Origin of the sequence: Bacillus sp. FSL H8-0534 (genome assembly GCF_038005885.1) — a bacterium.
Lineage (GTDB): Bacteria > Bacillota > Bacilli > Bacillales > Bacillaceae_G > Bacillus_A > Bacillus_A pseudomycoides.
Genome location: NZ_JBBOUC010000001.1, coordinates 4,581,294 through 4,597,123 on the forward strand (window position 1 = coordinate 4,581,294; position 15,830 = coordinate 4,597,123).

The window sequence follows — 15,830 nt, forward strand, 5'->3', positions numbered from 1 at the left end:
AAATGACACAAGGCTTTTATATTTTACCACTTCAAAATTGAAAATCCATATGGTGGAAGTGTAACCTGTAATGAGTCTGTTTCTGCTGAAAATTCTTCGTTTGTATATAAATTTACAATTTTTTTACCGGCGATATCAAAAGGTATAGGAGCTGAAATTTCTTGGTTTGTTGGATTTAAAACAAAAAATATCGTTTCTTCTCCGTATGTTTTCGTATAAGAAATGTAACCTTGTTCATCGTTTGCTTCAATACATTGGAATAATCCATGTCCACCAAATGCTTTATATTGTCTTCGTAATGAAATTAATCTTTGTATATGCTTAAATAATACTGTATCTTGCTTATCTTCATCCCAGACCATACATTTCCGGCACCCAGGATCCATTCCGCCATCCATACCGATTTCATCACCGTAATAAACGCATGGTGAACCGATGAAAGAAAGGTGGAATACATAAAGTAGTTTTACTTTATTTTTATTTCCTTTACAGGTTGTTAAAATTCTCGGTGTATCATGACTGTCTAATAGATGAAAAGCAGCTTCGTTTACATTCATGGAATAGGAGTGAAGAGAAGCTGTAATTTGTTCCATAAATTCACTTGCCCCAATTGTTTCGTTTGCAAAGTAAGAATGCAGAGCATTTGTAACAGGATAGCTCATGACGGCATCGAATTGATCACCTTGTAACCATGGCTGAGCATCATGCCAAATCTCTCCTAAAATATAGACTTCAGGGTTAATTGCTTTTATTTCACTACGGAATTCTCTCCAAAAGCTATGATCAACTTCGTTTGCTACATCGAGGCGCCAGCCATCAATGTGAAACTCTCGTACCCAATAACGCCCTACTTTGAGTAAGTATTCTTTTACATCTGGATGGGCTGTATTTAATTTAGGCATATATGGTGTAAAGGCGAAGGTATCGTAGTTCGGAAGTGGCTCTGTTACAATTGGAAATTCGTGAATATGAAACCAGTTGGTATAGCGAGATTGCTTTCCTTTTTTGAGAACATCTTGAAATTTATCAAAGAAATATCCGCTATGATTAAAAACGGCATCTAGCATTACTTTTATACCTCGCTTGTGGCAGGCGTTAACAAGTTTTTTAAAAGTTTCCTTCGTCCCAAATTGCGGATCGATTTCCATGTAATCAATTGTGTCATATTTGTGATTAGAGTGTGCTGTAAAGATTGGAGTGAAGTAAATTCCGGAAATACCAAGTTTTACAAGGTAATCAAGGTGCTGGATAACTCCAGCGAAATTTCCGCCAAAAAAGTTAGTAGTTGTTGGATCAGTGCTCCCCCAAGAAAGAGTATCAGCTGGATTACATGAAGGATCTCCATTAGCAAAACGTTCTGGGAAAATTTGATACCACACTGTATCTTTTATCCATGAAGGAGTTCTAAAAACATCCTGTTCATGAATAAATGGAAAGCAAAAAAAGTTGCCAACATCATCATTAGGTGTTTTAGGGAAAAAGCCGCGTTCTGTATAGACGATCGTTTCTGTATTATTTTTTAGTTCAAATCCATATCGTAAGCGCTTAAAGTTCGGTTCGATTGAAATGAACCAATAATCAAATAAATCTGTTGAGCCGCTCTTTTTCATCGGTATGTTTGCTGTGATCCACTTCCCATCTTGCCATTCATAAGGATCGCCATGAATGAGTGAGGCGATATCTACATCATTTTTTTTTGTGCGCAATCGAATATGGAGCGTTTTTTCATCGTAAGCGTATGCGTAATTATCTTTCGGTCTATGGTATATTGCTTCTTTAAACATATAGAAAATCCCCCTTTGATATCTCAATAAATAATAATATATTGCAAACGATTGCTTTTTAATATAACTTCAATATTGCTTATAAGAGTAGTATTCATTTTATATAAAGTCAATGGATATAAAGAAAGACTTCATGAATTTTTTGAAAAATACATAAAGAAAATATTTGCAAAATATATAAAAGAATGTATAATGATAGACAAATAGCGCAAACGTTTTCGTAGATTAGAAGATTGTTTGCGCTTCTATAAAACTTGTAAGTGCAAACGTTTTCATTTTAGTCGATTATTACATATAACTTAGGGAGGTTTTGAGGGTGAAGAAAGCATTATCATTATTAACAGTTTCAGCTTTGACAATTGGTATGTTATCGGCATGTGGTCCGAAAGATTCAGGAAAAAAGGAAGCGAGTAAAGAGAAGAAAGATTATGACCTTCTTGTTTGGGAAGATCTTAAAAAAGGTCCTGCATTAGAACCAGCAGTAAAAAGCTTTGAAAAAAAATATAATGTAAAAGTAAAAGTGGCCGAAATTCAAATGACAGATCAAACAAAAAAACTACGTTTGGATGGTCCAGCAGGTACCGGACCTGATGTTGTAACATTACCGCATGATCATATTGGAAATGTTGTTACTGAAGGGTTAATTGATGAAGTAAAGGTTGATGATGCTGTAAAGAGCAAATTTACCGATTTATCTATAGAAGCTCAAACATATAAAGGGAAATTATATGGTTTGCCAAAGGCGATCGAAACACCTGTATTTATTTATAATAAAAAGCTTATGCCAAAGGCACCAGAAACAATGGATGAATTATATAATTTCTCGAAAGATTTCACAAAAGATGGTAAGTACGGATTTTTAGCACTAGGAGATAATTTATATTTTGCAAATGCATTTATGGCTGGTATGGGAGGGTATGTATTTGGTGAGAAAGATGGAAAACCGAATACAGCCGATATCGGATTAAATAGTAGTGGCGCGGTACAAGGGATGGAATATATTCAAAAATGGTACAAGGAGAACTTGTTCCCAAAAGGTATAATTGGTGAGTCTGGTGGGGCAGCTGCAGATGGATTGTTTAATGAAGGGAAAGCTGCATCCATTATGAATGGTCCATGGGCATTTCAAGCTATGGAGAAAAACGGAATTGATTATGGTGTAGCACCGATGCCAAAATTACCAAATGGTCAACCGATGAAAACTTTTGTTGGTGTAAAAGGATGGCATGTAACAAGCTTTTCAAAAAATAAAGATTTAGCAACGAAATTTGTTGATTGGGTAACAAATGAAGAAAATGCAAAAATTCGTTATGAAAAATCAAAAGAAATTCCGCCTGTAAAATCATTAATGGAAGATCCAATGATTAAAGACAGTGAAGCTGCAAAAGCAATAACGAAACAGGCTGAGACAGGTATTCCAATGCCGAATATTCCAGAAATGCAAGAAGTATGGGAGCCTGCAAGATTTGCATTAGAGTTACTTGCAGCTGGAAAACAAGAACCAAAACCAGCACTTGATGAAGCTGTGAAACAAATTAAAGGAAACATTGAAGCAAACCATAGTAAGCAAAAATAAGACGGAATTCGTATCTCTTATAAAGAAGGGATACGAATTCTCCTCCTTCCAAGGGGAAGAAAAAAGGGGGAAGAAATATGCAAGCATCCATTGAACCAATGCAAGAGGTAAATGGTTCAAAATACCGCAAAACAGCCGCGATGTTGTCAATCATTCCAGGTGTTGGTCAAATATACAATAAACAATATGTAAAAGCTCTTATCTTTCTTGTATTAACAGGTTCATTTATCGTAGCATTTGCGGATTTGTTAAATATGGGATTGTGGGGAATTGTTACACTTGGTACAGAGGTTCCTCGGGATCATTCTATCTTTCTATTAGTAGAAGGGATTTTAGCACTAATTGTTATTGCGTTTGGACTAGGAATATATGCTTTTAATTTATATGATGCCTATCAAAATGGGAAAAAACGTGATATAGGAATACCGTTAAATTCTGTGAAAGAACAATACCGTAATTTATTAGATCAAGGTTTTCCATATTTGATGGTTTCTCCGGGATTTCTGTTATTGATTTTTGTAGTTGTGTTTCCAATTATTTTCGTATTCTTAATTGGATTTACAAACTATGATTTATATCATTCTCCACCAGCGAAATTAGTCGAGTGGGTTAGTTTTAAAAACTTTACTGATATTTTCACATTACCAATGTGGAGGGATACATTCTTAAGTGTATTCTCTTGGACTGTGATTTGGACATTTGTCGCGACTACTTTACAAGTAGCACTTGGAATTTTCTTAGCAATATTAGTGAATCAGCCTGGTATTAAAGGGAAAGCAGTGATTCGTACAATCTTTATTTTACCGTGGGCAGTTCCAGCATTCGTATCCATCCTTGTCTTTGCTGGTATGTTCAATGAATCATTTGGAGCAATTAATAATCAAGTGTTAGCGCTATTTGGAATTGAAAAAATTGCTTGGATGACAGATCCATTTTGGGCAAAAATTGCTTTGATTTTTATTCAAACATGGCTTGGTTTCCCATTTATTTTTGCAATGACAACAGGTATACTGCAATCGATTCCAGGGGAATTGTATGAAGCTGCTACAGTAGATGGAGCAACGGCATGGCAACAATTTCGTAAAATTACATTGCCGCTTGTTCTATATGCAACAGCACCAATCTTAATTACACAATATACATTTAACTTTAATAATTTCAGTATTATTTACCTATTTAATGGCGGGGGGCCTGCTGTTTCGGGACAAAATGCAGGTGGAACAGATATTTTAATTTCCTGGATCTATAAATTAACAATGACATCAGCGCAATACGGAAAAGCAGCGGCACTTACGATGATTTTATCGTTAATTGTTATTTCTGTGGCGTTATGGCAATTTAAAAGAACAAAATCATTCCAAGAAGAGGATATGATGTAAATGAATATAAAACGACAGAAGATGTTACGTCTTTCATTAAGTTATTTCGTCATTTTCATAATGTGTGTCATTATTTTCTATCCATTACTATGGATTGTTGGTTCATCGTTTAATCCAGGAGATAGTTTATCAGGATCAAGTATTATTCCGAAAAATGCAACGCTAGATCATTATCGAGACCTACTTAATCTTGATAAGAGTAATTATTTACTTTGGTACAAAAATACACTGAAAGTTAGTGTATTGACGATGATCTTCTCAGTACTATCCATTAGTTTCACCGCTTATGCTTTTTCAAGATATCGTTTTGTCGGAAGAAAGAATGGATTATTAACGTTTTTAATTCTACAAATGATACCGAATTTTTCAGCGTTAATCGCACTCTATGTATTAGCGCAGTTGACAGGATTAATTGATACGCATCTAGCGTTAATCTTAATTTATGTGGGCGGAGCAATTCCAATGAATACGTGGCTTATGAAGGGTTACTTTGATACGATTCCAAAAGAATTAGATGAGTCGGCTCGTATGGACGGGGCAGGGCACTTCCGGATTTTTTGGCAAATTATTATGCCGCTCGCAAAACCAATTGTGGCAGTTGTAGCTTTATTTACCTTTATTGGTCCGTTTACAGATTTTATTTTAGCAAGTATCATTTTACGGACACCAGAAAACTATACATTAGCTGTTGGATTATATGAAATGGTAGCGAAGAAATTTGGTAATGAATTTACAACATTTGCAGCGGGTTCCGTATTAATTGCTATACCGATTTCAATTTTGTTCTTATCATTGCAAAAATATTTTATTTCTGGTTTAACAGCTGGAGGTACGAAAGGATGAAAATGGGACATTATGTCCCATTTCTCTTTTTTAGGGAGAAGTTCGATTCATATGACATTGTAAGGGGAAAGATGTGAAAAAAATAGTATATTATAGTATAGGAAAATAAGCTTGTATCCCTTACAATACATGAAGAGGGAGAATATTAGTTTACATTAATATAATTTTTTGAGGAATGAAATAAAGTAATGGCGGCTTTCGTTTTCTCCTACTACCTGTAGAACTGCAGGATAAAAATAGATATGAATGAAGAATTAGAAGAGAGGAGGAGATTTTATGACAGTTACAATTAAAGATGTAGCGAAAAAGGCAAATGTTGCGCCTTCCACTGTGTCTCGTGTAATTGCTGATAATCCAAGTATAAGTGAAAAAACAAAGCGCCGTGTCCGTAAAGTAATGAGTGAACTAGGGTATCATCCAAATTTAAATGCGAGAAGCCTTGCGAATCAAACAACAAAAACAATCGGTCTTGTTATGCCGAGTTCTGCAAGTAAAGCATTTCAAAATCCATTTTTCCCAGAAGTAATTCGAGGGATTAGCTCGTTTGCACATGTCGAAGGTTATGCGTTGTATATGTCAACTGGTGAAACAGAAGAGGAGATTTTTAATGGCGTTGTGAAGATGGTACAGGGTCGTCAAATCGGCGGAATTATTCTTCTTTATTCACGTGAGAACGATCGTATTATTCAATATTTACATGAACAAAATTTCCCATTTGTTTTAATTGGAAAACCATACGAAAGAAAAGATGAAATTACATATGTAGATAATGATAACTATACAGCTGCAAGAGAAGTAGCGGAATACTTAATTTCACTTGGACATAAACAGATAGCGTTTATTGGCGGTGGTTCTGATTTACTTGTTACGAAAGATCGTTTAGCTGGAATGAGCGATGCTTTAAAACTAGCTGACATTATGTTGCCAGATGAATATATTTTACATTTTGATTTTTCAAGAGAGGGTGGCCAGCAGGCTGTAGAAGAGTTAATGGGACTTGAAAAGCCGCCGACGGCAATTATGGCAACAGATGATTTAATCGGTCTTGGGGTGTTAAGTGCGCTTGCCAAAAAAGGGCTTGCTGTACCAAAAAATGTTTCAATCGTGAGCTTTAATAATGCTTTATTATCTGAAATTGCGAGCCCGCCGCTTACAACTGTTGATGTGAATATTTATCAATTAGGGTATGAGGCTGCAAAAGCGTTAGTTGATAAGGTGGAGCATTCCGAGTCCACTTCAAAATGCATTATTATTCCGCATAAATTACTGAAGCGCCAAACTTGTGATCATTATGCGTAAAAAGCTAAGAGTGTTATCTCTTAGCTTTTTGTTTTAAAAATTCTTCTAAACGATCGCAGCCTTCTTTTAGTGTTTCCATACTATAAGCGTATGAAAGACGAATATACCCTTCACCATACTCTGAAAATGCTGTTCCTGGAACAACAGCGAGTCTAGCTTCTTTAACAAGATCAATGGCAAAATCAAATGATGAGGATGTAAGATTTCCAACGTATGGGAATAAATAAAAGGCACCAGTTGGTTTCTCAACAGTTAAGCCCATTTGAATCAGTCTGTTGTATACGTAATCACGGCGTTTTTTATATTGATGACGCATCATTCGCGGTGCATCTTTTGCTGCTGTTAACGCTTCGATTGCAGCGTATTGTGCGATTGAAGTTGCACATGTAACGTTGTATTGATGAACTTTCAAAATATGCCCTGCTAAATAGCTTGGAGCAAATAAAAGACCGATGCGCCAGCCTGTCATTGAATGTGATTTTGATAGTCCATTAATGACGATTGTTTTATCACGCATTTCTGGAAAATGAGCGATGGATGTATGACTATCTTCATATACAAGCTCACTATAAATTTCATCAGAAAGAACGAAAATGTTTTTATCTTTTAAAACAGATACAATATCTGTTAGTTCTTCTTTTGACAGTGTAACACCAGTCGGATTAGAAGGATAAGGTAAAACGATGCATCTTGTTTGATCTGTAATTGCATTTTGAATCGCTTCTGCTGTTAATCGAAATCCAGTTTCACGAACATCTACAAACACAGGGATTGCCCCGCACAGTCTAATAATGGGTTCATAGCCTGGATAAATAGGAGCTGGTAAAATAACTTCTGTTCCAGGTTCTAAAATAGTACGAAATGTAACATCGATTGCTTCACTAGCACCGATTGTAACGATGGTTTCGTTTTCAGGTGAATAGTGTAAATCGTAATTTTCCTTTAGAAAATGACAAGCTGCATTGCGTAATTCTAATAGGCCGGCGTTGTGTGTATAGCTCGTATAGTTTTCTGTAATCGCTCGTTTAGCAGCTTCTTTGACTAAAGAAGGAGTTGGAAAATCAGGTTGTCCAATTGTTAAAGAAATGAGATTATCATAGTTTTGAATCATATTAGAGAATTGACGAATACCGGAAATTTGGATATCCTTCACTCTAGGATTAATGAATTGTTCCATTTTGTCTCCCTTTCTTCCGTTTACAAAATTTCTTTTATTTTATCATAAATTTTATATTTTCGCTTTGGAGCGCAAAAAAAAAGCCGCTTAAAGCGACTTTTTAATACCCATATTCCCAATCTATTTCATCTTCATTCCAAAGAACTGAAGAAACTTTTCCAAGGTGTACCACAGATTCATTCACAGCGCATGTGCAATTTTCTTCCCCAGCTTTGTCTTGCAATTCTTCGTATACTGATTTATCCACATTTTCGAGAACGACCAAATTCTCCTCTTTTAAAACAAGCGTAGTTCCTGTCATAGTTATCATCCTCCTACTAAAATAATAATTACTTCTTTGTACACGTAGATAGTATGGATTATATGCTGTATGTTATTATGGTTGTCTGTTTATTGGACTATGTTTTATTTTATTTGTTAACCCGTATTCATTGTATACTGCATCATGGTAGTTTGGTACAGGGTTTACAATCATTTCGGAAAGTTGTAACATTTCTTAACGTTTATTCACAAATAATTTACAAATATGTTAAGAAAAATCTAAATTTTAAAACAAAAGCAACTGTAAAATGATATAATCATATCAAAATACATATAGGGGATGAGAGGCTATGGAGCTAATTCGTGACTTAATGATCCAAGTCGCGATCATTATTTTGCCACTGTTTTTATATGAAGCGATTCGTCTAAACCGTTATCAAGATATGCTTCCAAAGCCCAATCGCTATTTTATTATGTTCTTATCTAGTATTACGCTTGTTCTCTCTATGACGTATCCGATTTATTTTGTCGATGCTTGTAGTTACAATTTCCATGCAATTCCGATTATGAGTGCTTTTTTGTATGGTGGGATTGTAGGGATTATCCCAGCTTGTATTTTTATTGTATACGAATGGTTTTTGAATGGTTTACAGTGGTTTCGGATAATAGAAGTTTTATGTCTTGCAATCATTCCTTTCCTGCTATCAAAAAAGTGGTCTGTTTTTCCGAGAGAAAAAAAACTTATTGTGGCCTTTATTATTTCATCTTTGTATGTTCTTGTCGGTTTAGTGTGTAGTATGTTTGGGATTTTACTGAGAGTAGGCTTTACGCCACCTATGTCGCATTTGTATAGTGGATACATATTTGCTTCCTTTATTATGGTTATGACAATGGTATTTCAAGTGTATTTAACAGAGTATTTAAATGAAAATGCATTGTTACGTACAGAAATGCAAAAATCTGAAAAGTTAAACATTATAAGCGAGCTAGCGGCAAGTGTAGCACATGAGGTGCGAAATCCCCTCACAGTTGTTCGAGGGTTTATTCAGCTATTAGAGAGTACAGAAGATATGAAGAATAAGGACTATATGCGTCTTGTACTAGCTGAGCTTGATCGGGCCGAACAAATTATTTCGGATTACTTAAATTTAGCTAGACCGCAAATTGAAAAAAAGGAACATATATGTTTATCAGCGCAGCTTATAGAAATGACTACTTTAATGTCTTCATTTGCGGCTATGCAAGGCGTTTATTTACAAGTTGAAATTTCTGAGAGCCTTTATACGATTGGTGATAAGACAAAGTTAAAGCAAGCGATTATGAATATCGTTAAAAATGGAATTGAAGCGATTCAAGAAAACAAAGGGTATTTAAAAGTAACCGCCATTCAAAAAGATGATGTGATTATAGTGCGAGTAAAAGATAGTGGCGTTGGAATGACGAAAGAACAGCTAGCAAGGCTTGGACAACCGTATTATTCATTAAAAGAAAAAGGAACGGGTCTAGGGCTTATGGTTACCTTTAGTATTTTACAAGCACATAATGGTACGCTGGAATATAAAAGCGAGAGTGGAAAAGGAACGGAAGCAATTATTACATTACCAGCAGTTAGAAATAAGGAATAAAAGTTACCGATATAAGGTAACTTTTTTATTTATCTATATAAATTCAAGTTGAAAAAACGACATAAACTCCTTCGTTTTAGTTGGGAGAGAGGATCCAGCCATGCATAGAAGCGGTCAGAGCCTTTTCCTGCCCCATGCCAAGTAAAAATAGAAAGAGAAAACAACTAACGGTTACTTTTTCTGCTTCGCGTGAGCGACTAATATGTCGAAAAACTAAAATAGATTTATATACGTGAAAATGAAAGGCTTGTAAAGCTTCTACCTTGGATGATGAAAAGCTAACGATGAAGGTTTTATTCATTTGTTTTTTCTGGTTTGACTCGAATAAATAAATTTTTAAATGATTGAAATAAGCTTTGCTCCTTTGAGGCGGCGATTAGTCGTTTTGTTTCTTGAATTTCACGAATGACTTGCATAAGCTGTGCATCTCGATTGTTGTCTTTATTGTAAACGTGATTGACAAGCTTGTTCATTTTTTCTTCTTGCTTTGATTCACGCTTATACATATGATTCATCAATAAGTCCATTTTTTCTTTTTGTAGGGCATCTGTTTGAGCTGCGTGATCAATAAGCTCTTGCAGCATTTCTTCTTGTGTACCTTCTTTTACATAAACTTGTTGCATTAATTCATCTAGTTTTTCATCTTTTAAGCGGTTTTGTGTAATTAAGGTAGAGTTTTGATGAATAATTGCTTCGTTTAATTGGGCGAGCATCTCAAGTTTTAACATGAATTCTTCAAAGTTTCGGTCTTCTTCTTTCGCATGTACTTCTTGATTTTGTTTTAACATCGGTACAGGTGGACTGTCTTTTTCTTTTAAAATGATAGGAATTGTTTCTGTAATATCTTCTTGCAAAGTGGCTGCTCGTTCGTGAATTGATTTTAAAAGCTTCATATCATCCATTTTATATATACGAGCATCAGCAGTTTTTGCAATCATATAACCATGTTGTTCTAAAAGTTGACTATATTTTCGAACTATATGTTTCGGGATTCCTGTTTTATTTGTAACATCCTTCGTTTTATATGTCGCCTCCATAACATTTCCTCCCCAAAAAGTATCGTATATACAAATTCCATCTTTTATTTAGACTTCCTTTGAAAAAGAATGTCGGAAGTCTAGAAGTTTTCTACATGATTAGCGAAAAGTTGCATAAAAATGAATGTTTTTGGCGTAAAGGGGAGGAAGGGATAAAATAATGTCTGAAAACATATATGGAGGAAGTTTGTTATAATAGCCTAGGAAAAGAAATTGGGTCGAAAAACGGAGGTACATATATGAAACAATTAAAAGGCATTATCATTTCGATTATTGCTATTCTTTCTATTTTAGTTGCTGTCTATGAAGCGTTTATACCAACAGAACCAAAGAGTAAGAAAGAAGTTACATATGATCAAGTTCTAGAATTTCCAAAAGAACGTTATCCAGAGACGGGGAAACATATAGCAGATGCGATTAAAGAAGGGCATTCTAAAGTATGTACGATTGATCGAAGTGGTGCAGCTGATAGAAGAAAGTTGTCTCTAGCTCCATATCCAGCAAAAAAAGGGTACGATCGTGATGAATGGCCAATGGCAATGTGCAAAGAAGGTGGAAAAGATGCGCATATTGAATATATTAACCCTGCTGATAATAGAGGCGCAGGTTCATGGGTGGGAAATAAGCTAGATAAGTACCCAGATGGGACACGTGTGAAGTTTGAGGTTAAGTAGTAGAAGGGAATGGTGCTTGTGGAATTAACAATTTCCTACTCACAATTAATCGTGATGAATTATGAGGGGGAACAGCCTTATGTAGACTGGACGAATGAAGATTTTGAGAGGGGATACGCTGAAGCAGAAGGAGTAATTGTTTTTGAGGCACTTTCTGATTATACGTGTGAAATCAAAGCAACAGTTGGGAAGCGTATTGAGAAAGAAGAGACAATGAGAACGATATCAGTCCCTTTTAGGGTGGGGGACGAAGGAGTTTTTGTAAGGAGTATTCTTTCTGACAAATTTCCCATTTCAATTCCAAAAGGTGATTATCTGTTGGTACTACAAGCAATACCGCTTGAGGAACCAACAGATGATGAATTGTACAAGATACAATATGAATTGTTTTTTGAAAAGAAAGAGTAAAAAAAGGCCACGGTATCGTGGCTTTTTCTTTTAAACTTCGTTACAATGAAGAACGGAAGAAGGTGTAAATATACGCCAAGTTTGCGGCGTAATCTTATCATTTATTGGATCGGCTGCTTTTCAACATCGTGCGGATTAAGTTTGGTTATTCTATTTGTGTTTCTTTATATAGAAGAACTAGGAATTGATGATGTGAATAAATTAGCGTAATTGTCAGGAAGTTCATTTTATTTTTATTTGTACCACCTTGTTATTGGCGATGAACGCTAGTTGAAATATAGAATAAGGGTATCCTTTTAAAGGACACTCTTATTTTCTTATGCGTTTGTTTTTAGAAGAGAGCGGGCCTCTTTAGCAGCTTGAACCATATGCTCTAAAGCAGGTATAACTTCTTCTGTTCTTCTTGTTTTTAAACCACAGTCTGGGTTAATCCAGAAGTATTTTGGATCACATACTTTTAAGGATTGTTCTACAATTGTATACATTTCATTTTTACTTGGAACACGAGGGCTATGAATATCATAAACTCCTAAACCGATCCCTTTTTCATATGTTGTATGTTCTAATGTATGAATGAATTCACCATGACTTCTTGATGTTTCGATAGAAATAACATCGGCATCTAATGCACGAATTGCATCTACGATATCTTCGAAGTTACTGTAACACATATGTGTGTGAATTTGTGTTTCATTCGCTACAGAAGAAGTTGCTAGAAGGAATGATTGAACAGCCCATGTAATATATGTGTTCCAATCTTTTTCTTTTAGCGGCATTCCTTCGCGAAGTGCTGGTTCATCGACTTGAATAACACGGATACCGGAAGATTCAAGCAATTTAATTTCATGACGAAGTGCTAATGCGATTTGGTAAGAAACTTCTTTTCGTGAAATATCATTCCGAACGAATGACCAGTTTAGAATGGTCACAGGACCTGTTAACATGCCTTTTACAACTTTATTTGTAAGGCCCTGGGCATATGCGGTTTCTTTAATTGTCATCCCATTAATAAAGGCAACATCACCATAGATTACAGGTGGTTTTACACAGCGGGAACCGTATGATTGAACCCAACCATTCTTAGTGAAAGAGAAACCAGCAAGTCTTTCGCCAAAGTATTCTACCATATCAGTTCGCTCAAATTCACCATGAACGAGCACATCAAGGCCGATTTCTTCTTGATATCGAATCCATTTTTCAGTTTCTTTTTCAATAAATTGTTCATATTGTTCATTTGTAATGTCACCGCTTCGCCATTGTTTACGCGTTTGACGAACTTCAGTAGTTTGCGGGAAGCTACCGATTGTTGTTGTTGGAAGTAGCGGTAACTGTAATGCTTCTTGTTGCAAAGCATAACGTTGTTCAAATGGAAGAGGACGAGAGAAATCTTCTTCTTTAAGAGTTGCTCTTGCTGTTTGTACATCTTCACGATTACGTGCAGCTGAAGATCGAATTGCTTCATGAGCGCTACGGTAAGTAGCTAATTCCGTACTAACACTTTCTGCACCCTCAGAAAGCGCGCGTTTAATAAGTGTAAGTTCTTCTAATTTTTGATTTGCAAATGCAAGGGCATCAAATAGTTCTGTTGATAAGTGTGTTTCTTCCGTTTTATCAATTGGAGTATGTAATAAGCTACATGAAGGCTGAACGATCCACTCTTTCGGTGTAATGTGATCTTGTAATGTTTTAAATAAAGAAAGGACTTCGTCAAGATCAGCTCTCCAAATGTTACGGCCATCTATACAACCGACTGCTAAAATTTTATCGGATGGGAATCCATACTCTAAAACTGTGTTTACATTACCTTCTTTACCGTGAACAAAGTCCAATCCAATGCCGGATACAGGGAATGTAATAATTTCTTCATAGTTCTCTTCTACACTATCAAAATAAGTTTGTAAGATAAGAATTGCATTTGGAACGCTTTTACGAATTGTCGCGTAAAGTTCTTTCGCCTCTGCTATTTCTTCTTTTGTTAAAGATGCAAAAATTGGTTCATCAATTTGGATGAATTTTGCACCAGCTTCGTGTAATTCAGTTAATAGCTGTACATAAGGAACAACTAGTTGATTTAAAATAGTAGCAAATTGCTCTTGTTTATATCCTTTTGCTAATTTTAAGAATGTATAAGGTCCTAATATAACTGGTTTTCCATCAACGCCTAATTCTTGTTTTGCTTCTTCGTATAAGCGAAGTGGTCGATTGTCTTTTAAAGAAATCTTCAATCCTTCTTCATATTCTGGAACAATATAATGATAGTTTGTGTTAAACCATTTTGTCATTTCGGAAGCAACGTGATCTTTAGAGCCACGTGCCATTGCAAAATATACATCAAGATAAGAAGTGAACTCTGAAAAACGAGATGGAATAAAGCCAAGCATGTAGGCTGTGTCCAGCACATGATCATAATATGTAAAGTCGCCAATTGGAACTAAATTGATTCCTTTTTCTTGCTGAGCTTTCACATGTTGAAGACGAATTTCTTTCATTGTTGTTGAAAAGTGCTGCTCATCAATCTTATTTGACCAAAAAGCTTCCAACGTTTTTTTCCATTCTCTGTGTAACCCAATTCGTGGATACCCTAAATTACTTGTTTGAATTGCCATTTAAAATTCCTCCCTAATTGAAAGTAAGCATTTCCGTTTACTCGGAAATGCATGTAACGAAAAGTATAAAGGTACAGAAAATAGCCCTCTCTTCTCGTTCATAACACCTAATCATCATCCGTGAGTCTATCAGTGTTGTTAAAATAGGCAGGTCTCCTGGCTTATGCTTCATATGACTTCTTTCACCTTCCCGTTTTCACAGTGGTATAGAAAAGAAGTCTCTGCACTTACAGTGGCGGGACCGCGTTGGAATTTCACCAAACTTCCCTTTTCAACACGAACTCAGAAATGTCGTGTACCTATTTTCCTTTTGAAAGGAATTTAACAAGCGAATATGATATTGAAACAAATTCTAACATAATTTTTTGAATTTTGTCTACTGTTTTAAAATAAGAATATTTATAAAATCATAATTTTCACCATTATGAAAATTATGATTTTATAAATGGGATGGAATCAAAGGTTCTATGTTTGTTTTCAACATGAATGATGAGGATTTATGTCTAAATAAGAGAGAAGAAATAATAAAGGGCATAAGGCGGTGGATGGTAGGGAGAATGATCAGTGAGGAAAATCCCCACTGATAAAGTGTCAATTTACATTCATTCCTATTTCTGAAAGGCGACCAGCACTTGCATCTTTATGGAGTTCATTTAACCAACGTAATTCAACAGTAATATGTTCAATAACACTGTTTAAAATATAAAGCTGTGCACGTGGAACATTTTCCTTGCTATGTTCGTATATGGATTGCATCGTATGTAAATATTGAATTGTGTCATCTCTCTTTTTTTCTAAAATAGGAATGATTGTTTTTTCATCACCAAAGTGAGAGAAGGATAGTGCTGAATAGATTGGTTTATATATTTGGTTTTTTGCCTCGAATTGCTTTAAAAGCAGTGTATGGAAAAATTCTCTTCCAGTTTCAGTTATATGGAAAATTGTCTTATCTGGTCGATTGGTATCTCGTACAACATTTGTAACCGCAATTGCCCCTTGTTTCTCCAATTGTTCAAAGGCGTAATAGAGGGATCCTTTTGCGTATTTAATATAACAATTCATTTGTCGTTCTTTCATTATATGCTGCACTTCATATGGATGTTTATCTCCTTCGAGTAGCAAGCCGAGAATGACTAATTTCATGCTCACGCTGTCTCAACT

Annotated in this window: 13 protein-coding genes and 1 riboswitch; of the genes, 7 read left to right on the forward strand and 6 right to left on the reverse strand. The window is 35.4% G+C overall.

Going from position 1 to position 15,830, the window contains the following annotated elements:
• Positions 1–23 precede the first annotated feature (23 nt).
• Positions 24–1,784 carry an alpha-glycosidase gene (locus tag MHH71_RS23475; protein ID WP_006095832.1) on the reverse strand — a complete coding sequence of 587 codons (1,761 nt, stop codon included), beginning with the start codon at positions 1,782–1,784 and terminating at the stop codon, positions 24–26.
• A gap of 316 nt (positions 1,785–2,100) precedes the next feature.
• Between MHH71_RS23475 and MHH71_RS23480 the strand changes: the two genes are divergently transcribed.
• From MHH71_RS23480 to malR, 4 genes are all read left to right on the forward strand, one after another.
• A complete protein-coding gene (locus MHH71_RS23480; RefSeq protein ID WP_006095831.1) occupies positions 2,101–3,360 on the forward strand; it encodes a sugar ABC transporter substrate-binding protein in 1,260 nt (419 codons plus the stop codon).
• Between the two features lie 77 nt (positions 3,361–3,437).
• Positions 3,438–4,739: a sugar ABC transporter permease gene (locus tag MHH71_RS23485; protein WP_006095830.1), complete on the forward strand. Its 1,302-nt coding sequence runs from the start codon at positions 3,438–3,440 to the stop codon at positions 4,737–4,739.
• The gene (gene malD, locus MHH71_RS23490) at positions 4,740–5,582 is read left to right on the forward strand and encodes a maltosaccharide ABC transporter permease MalD (RefSeq protein ID WP_016116108.1); all 843 of its coding nucleotides are present in this window, start codon (positions 4,740–4,742) and stop codon (positions 5,580–5,582) included.
• 276 nt (positions 5,583–5,858) lie between these two features.
• Positions 5,859–6,881 carry a maltose operon transcriptional repressor MalR gene (gene malR, locus MHH71_RS23495; RefSeq protein WP_003199897.1) on the forward strand — a complete coding sequence of 341 codons (1,023 nt, stop codon included), beginning with the start codon at positions 5,859–5,861 and terminating at the stop codon, positions 6,879–6,881.
• A 13-nt stretch (positions 6,882–6,894) separates the two neighbouring features.
• Here malR and MHH71_RS23500 read toward each other — a convergent pair whose 3' ends face one another.
• Together MHH71_RS23500 and MHH71_RS23505 are read right to left on the reverse strand one after the other, a co-directional pair.
• Positions 6,895–8,058 (reverse strand): aminotransferase A, encoded by a 1,164-nt coding sequence (locus MHH71_RS23500; RefSeq protein WP_003199898.1) that lies wholly within the window; start codon positions 8,056–8,058, stop codon positions 6,895–6,897.
• Positions 8,059–8,158: 100 nt separating this feature from the next.
• On the reverse strand, positions 8,159–8,359 hold the full coding sequence (locus MHH71_RS23505; protein WP_003199899.1) for a hypothetical protein: 201 nt from the start codon (positions 8,357–8,359) through the stop codon (positions 8,159–8,161).
• A 310-nt stretch (positions 8,360–8,669) separates the two neighbouring features.
• Between MHH71_RS23505 and MHH71_RS23510 the strand changes: the two genes are divergently transcribed.
• Positions 8,670–9,944 (forward strand): sensor histidine kinase, encoded by a 1,275-nt coding sequence (locus MHH71_RS23510; RefSeq protein ID WP_006095828.1) that lies wholly within the window; start codon positions 8,670–8,672, stop codon positions 9,942–9,944.
• Between the two features lie 293 nt (positions 9,945–10,237).
• On the opposite strand, the gene MHH71_RS23515 is transcribed toward MHH71_RS23510, so the two are convergent.
• The gene (locus MHH71_RS23515) at positions 10,238–10,981 is read right to left on the reverse strand and encodes a DUF3967 domain-containing protein (RefSeq protein ID WP_003199901.1); all 744 of its coding nucleotides are present in this window, start codon (positions 10,979–10,981) and stop codon (positions 10,238–10,240) included.
• Positions 10,982–11,220: 239 nt separating this feature from the next.
• Between MHH71_RS23515 and nucA the strand changes: the two genes are divergently transcribed.
• Both nucA and comJ read left to right on the forward strand, forming a co-directional pair.
• The gene (gene nucA / locus MHH71_RS23520) at positions 11,221–11,655 is read left to right on the forward strand and encodes a DNA-entry nuclease (protein WP_029426887.1); all 435 of its coding nucleotides are present in this window, start codon (positions 11,221–11,223) and stop codon (positions 11,653–11,655) included.
• 18 nt (positions 11,656–11,673) lie between these two features.
• Complete coding sequence (gene comJ, locus MHH71_RS23525; RefSeq protein ID WP_029426889.1) at positions 11,674–12,063, forward strand: competence protein ComJ; 390 nt, start codon at positions 11,674–11,676, stop codon at positions 12,061–12,063.
• Between the two features lie 317 nt (positions 12,064–12,380).
• Here comJ and metE read toward each other — a convergent pair whose 3' ends face one another.
• Positions 12,381–14,669, reverse strand: coding sequence for a 5-methyltetrahydropteroyltriglutamate--homocysteine S-methyltransferase (gene metE, locus MHH71_RS23530; RefSeq protein WP_006095826.1), 2,289 nt, complete (start codon positions 14,667–14,669; stop codon positions 12,381–12,383).
• A 129-nt stretch (positions 14,670–14,798) separates the two neighbouring features.
• Positions 14,799–14,987, reverse strand: a riboswitch (cobalamin riboswitch).
• A 273-nt stretch (positions 14,988–15,260) separates the two neighbouring features.
• A complete protein-coding gene (locus MHH71_RS23535) occupies positions 15,261–15,818 on the reverse strand; it encodes a PadR family transcriptional regulator (protein ID WP_033797255.1) in 558 nt (185 codons plus the stop codon).
• Positions 15,819–15,830: the final 12 nt, after the last annotated feature.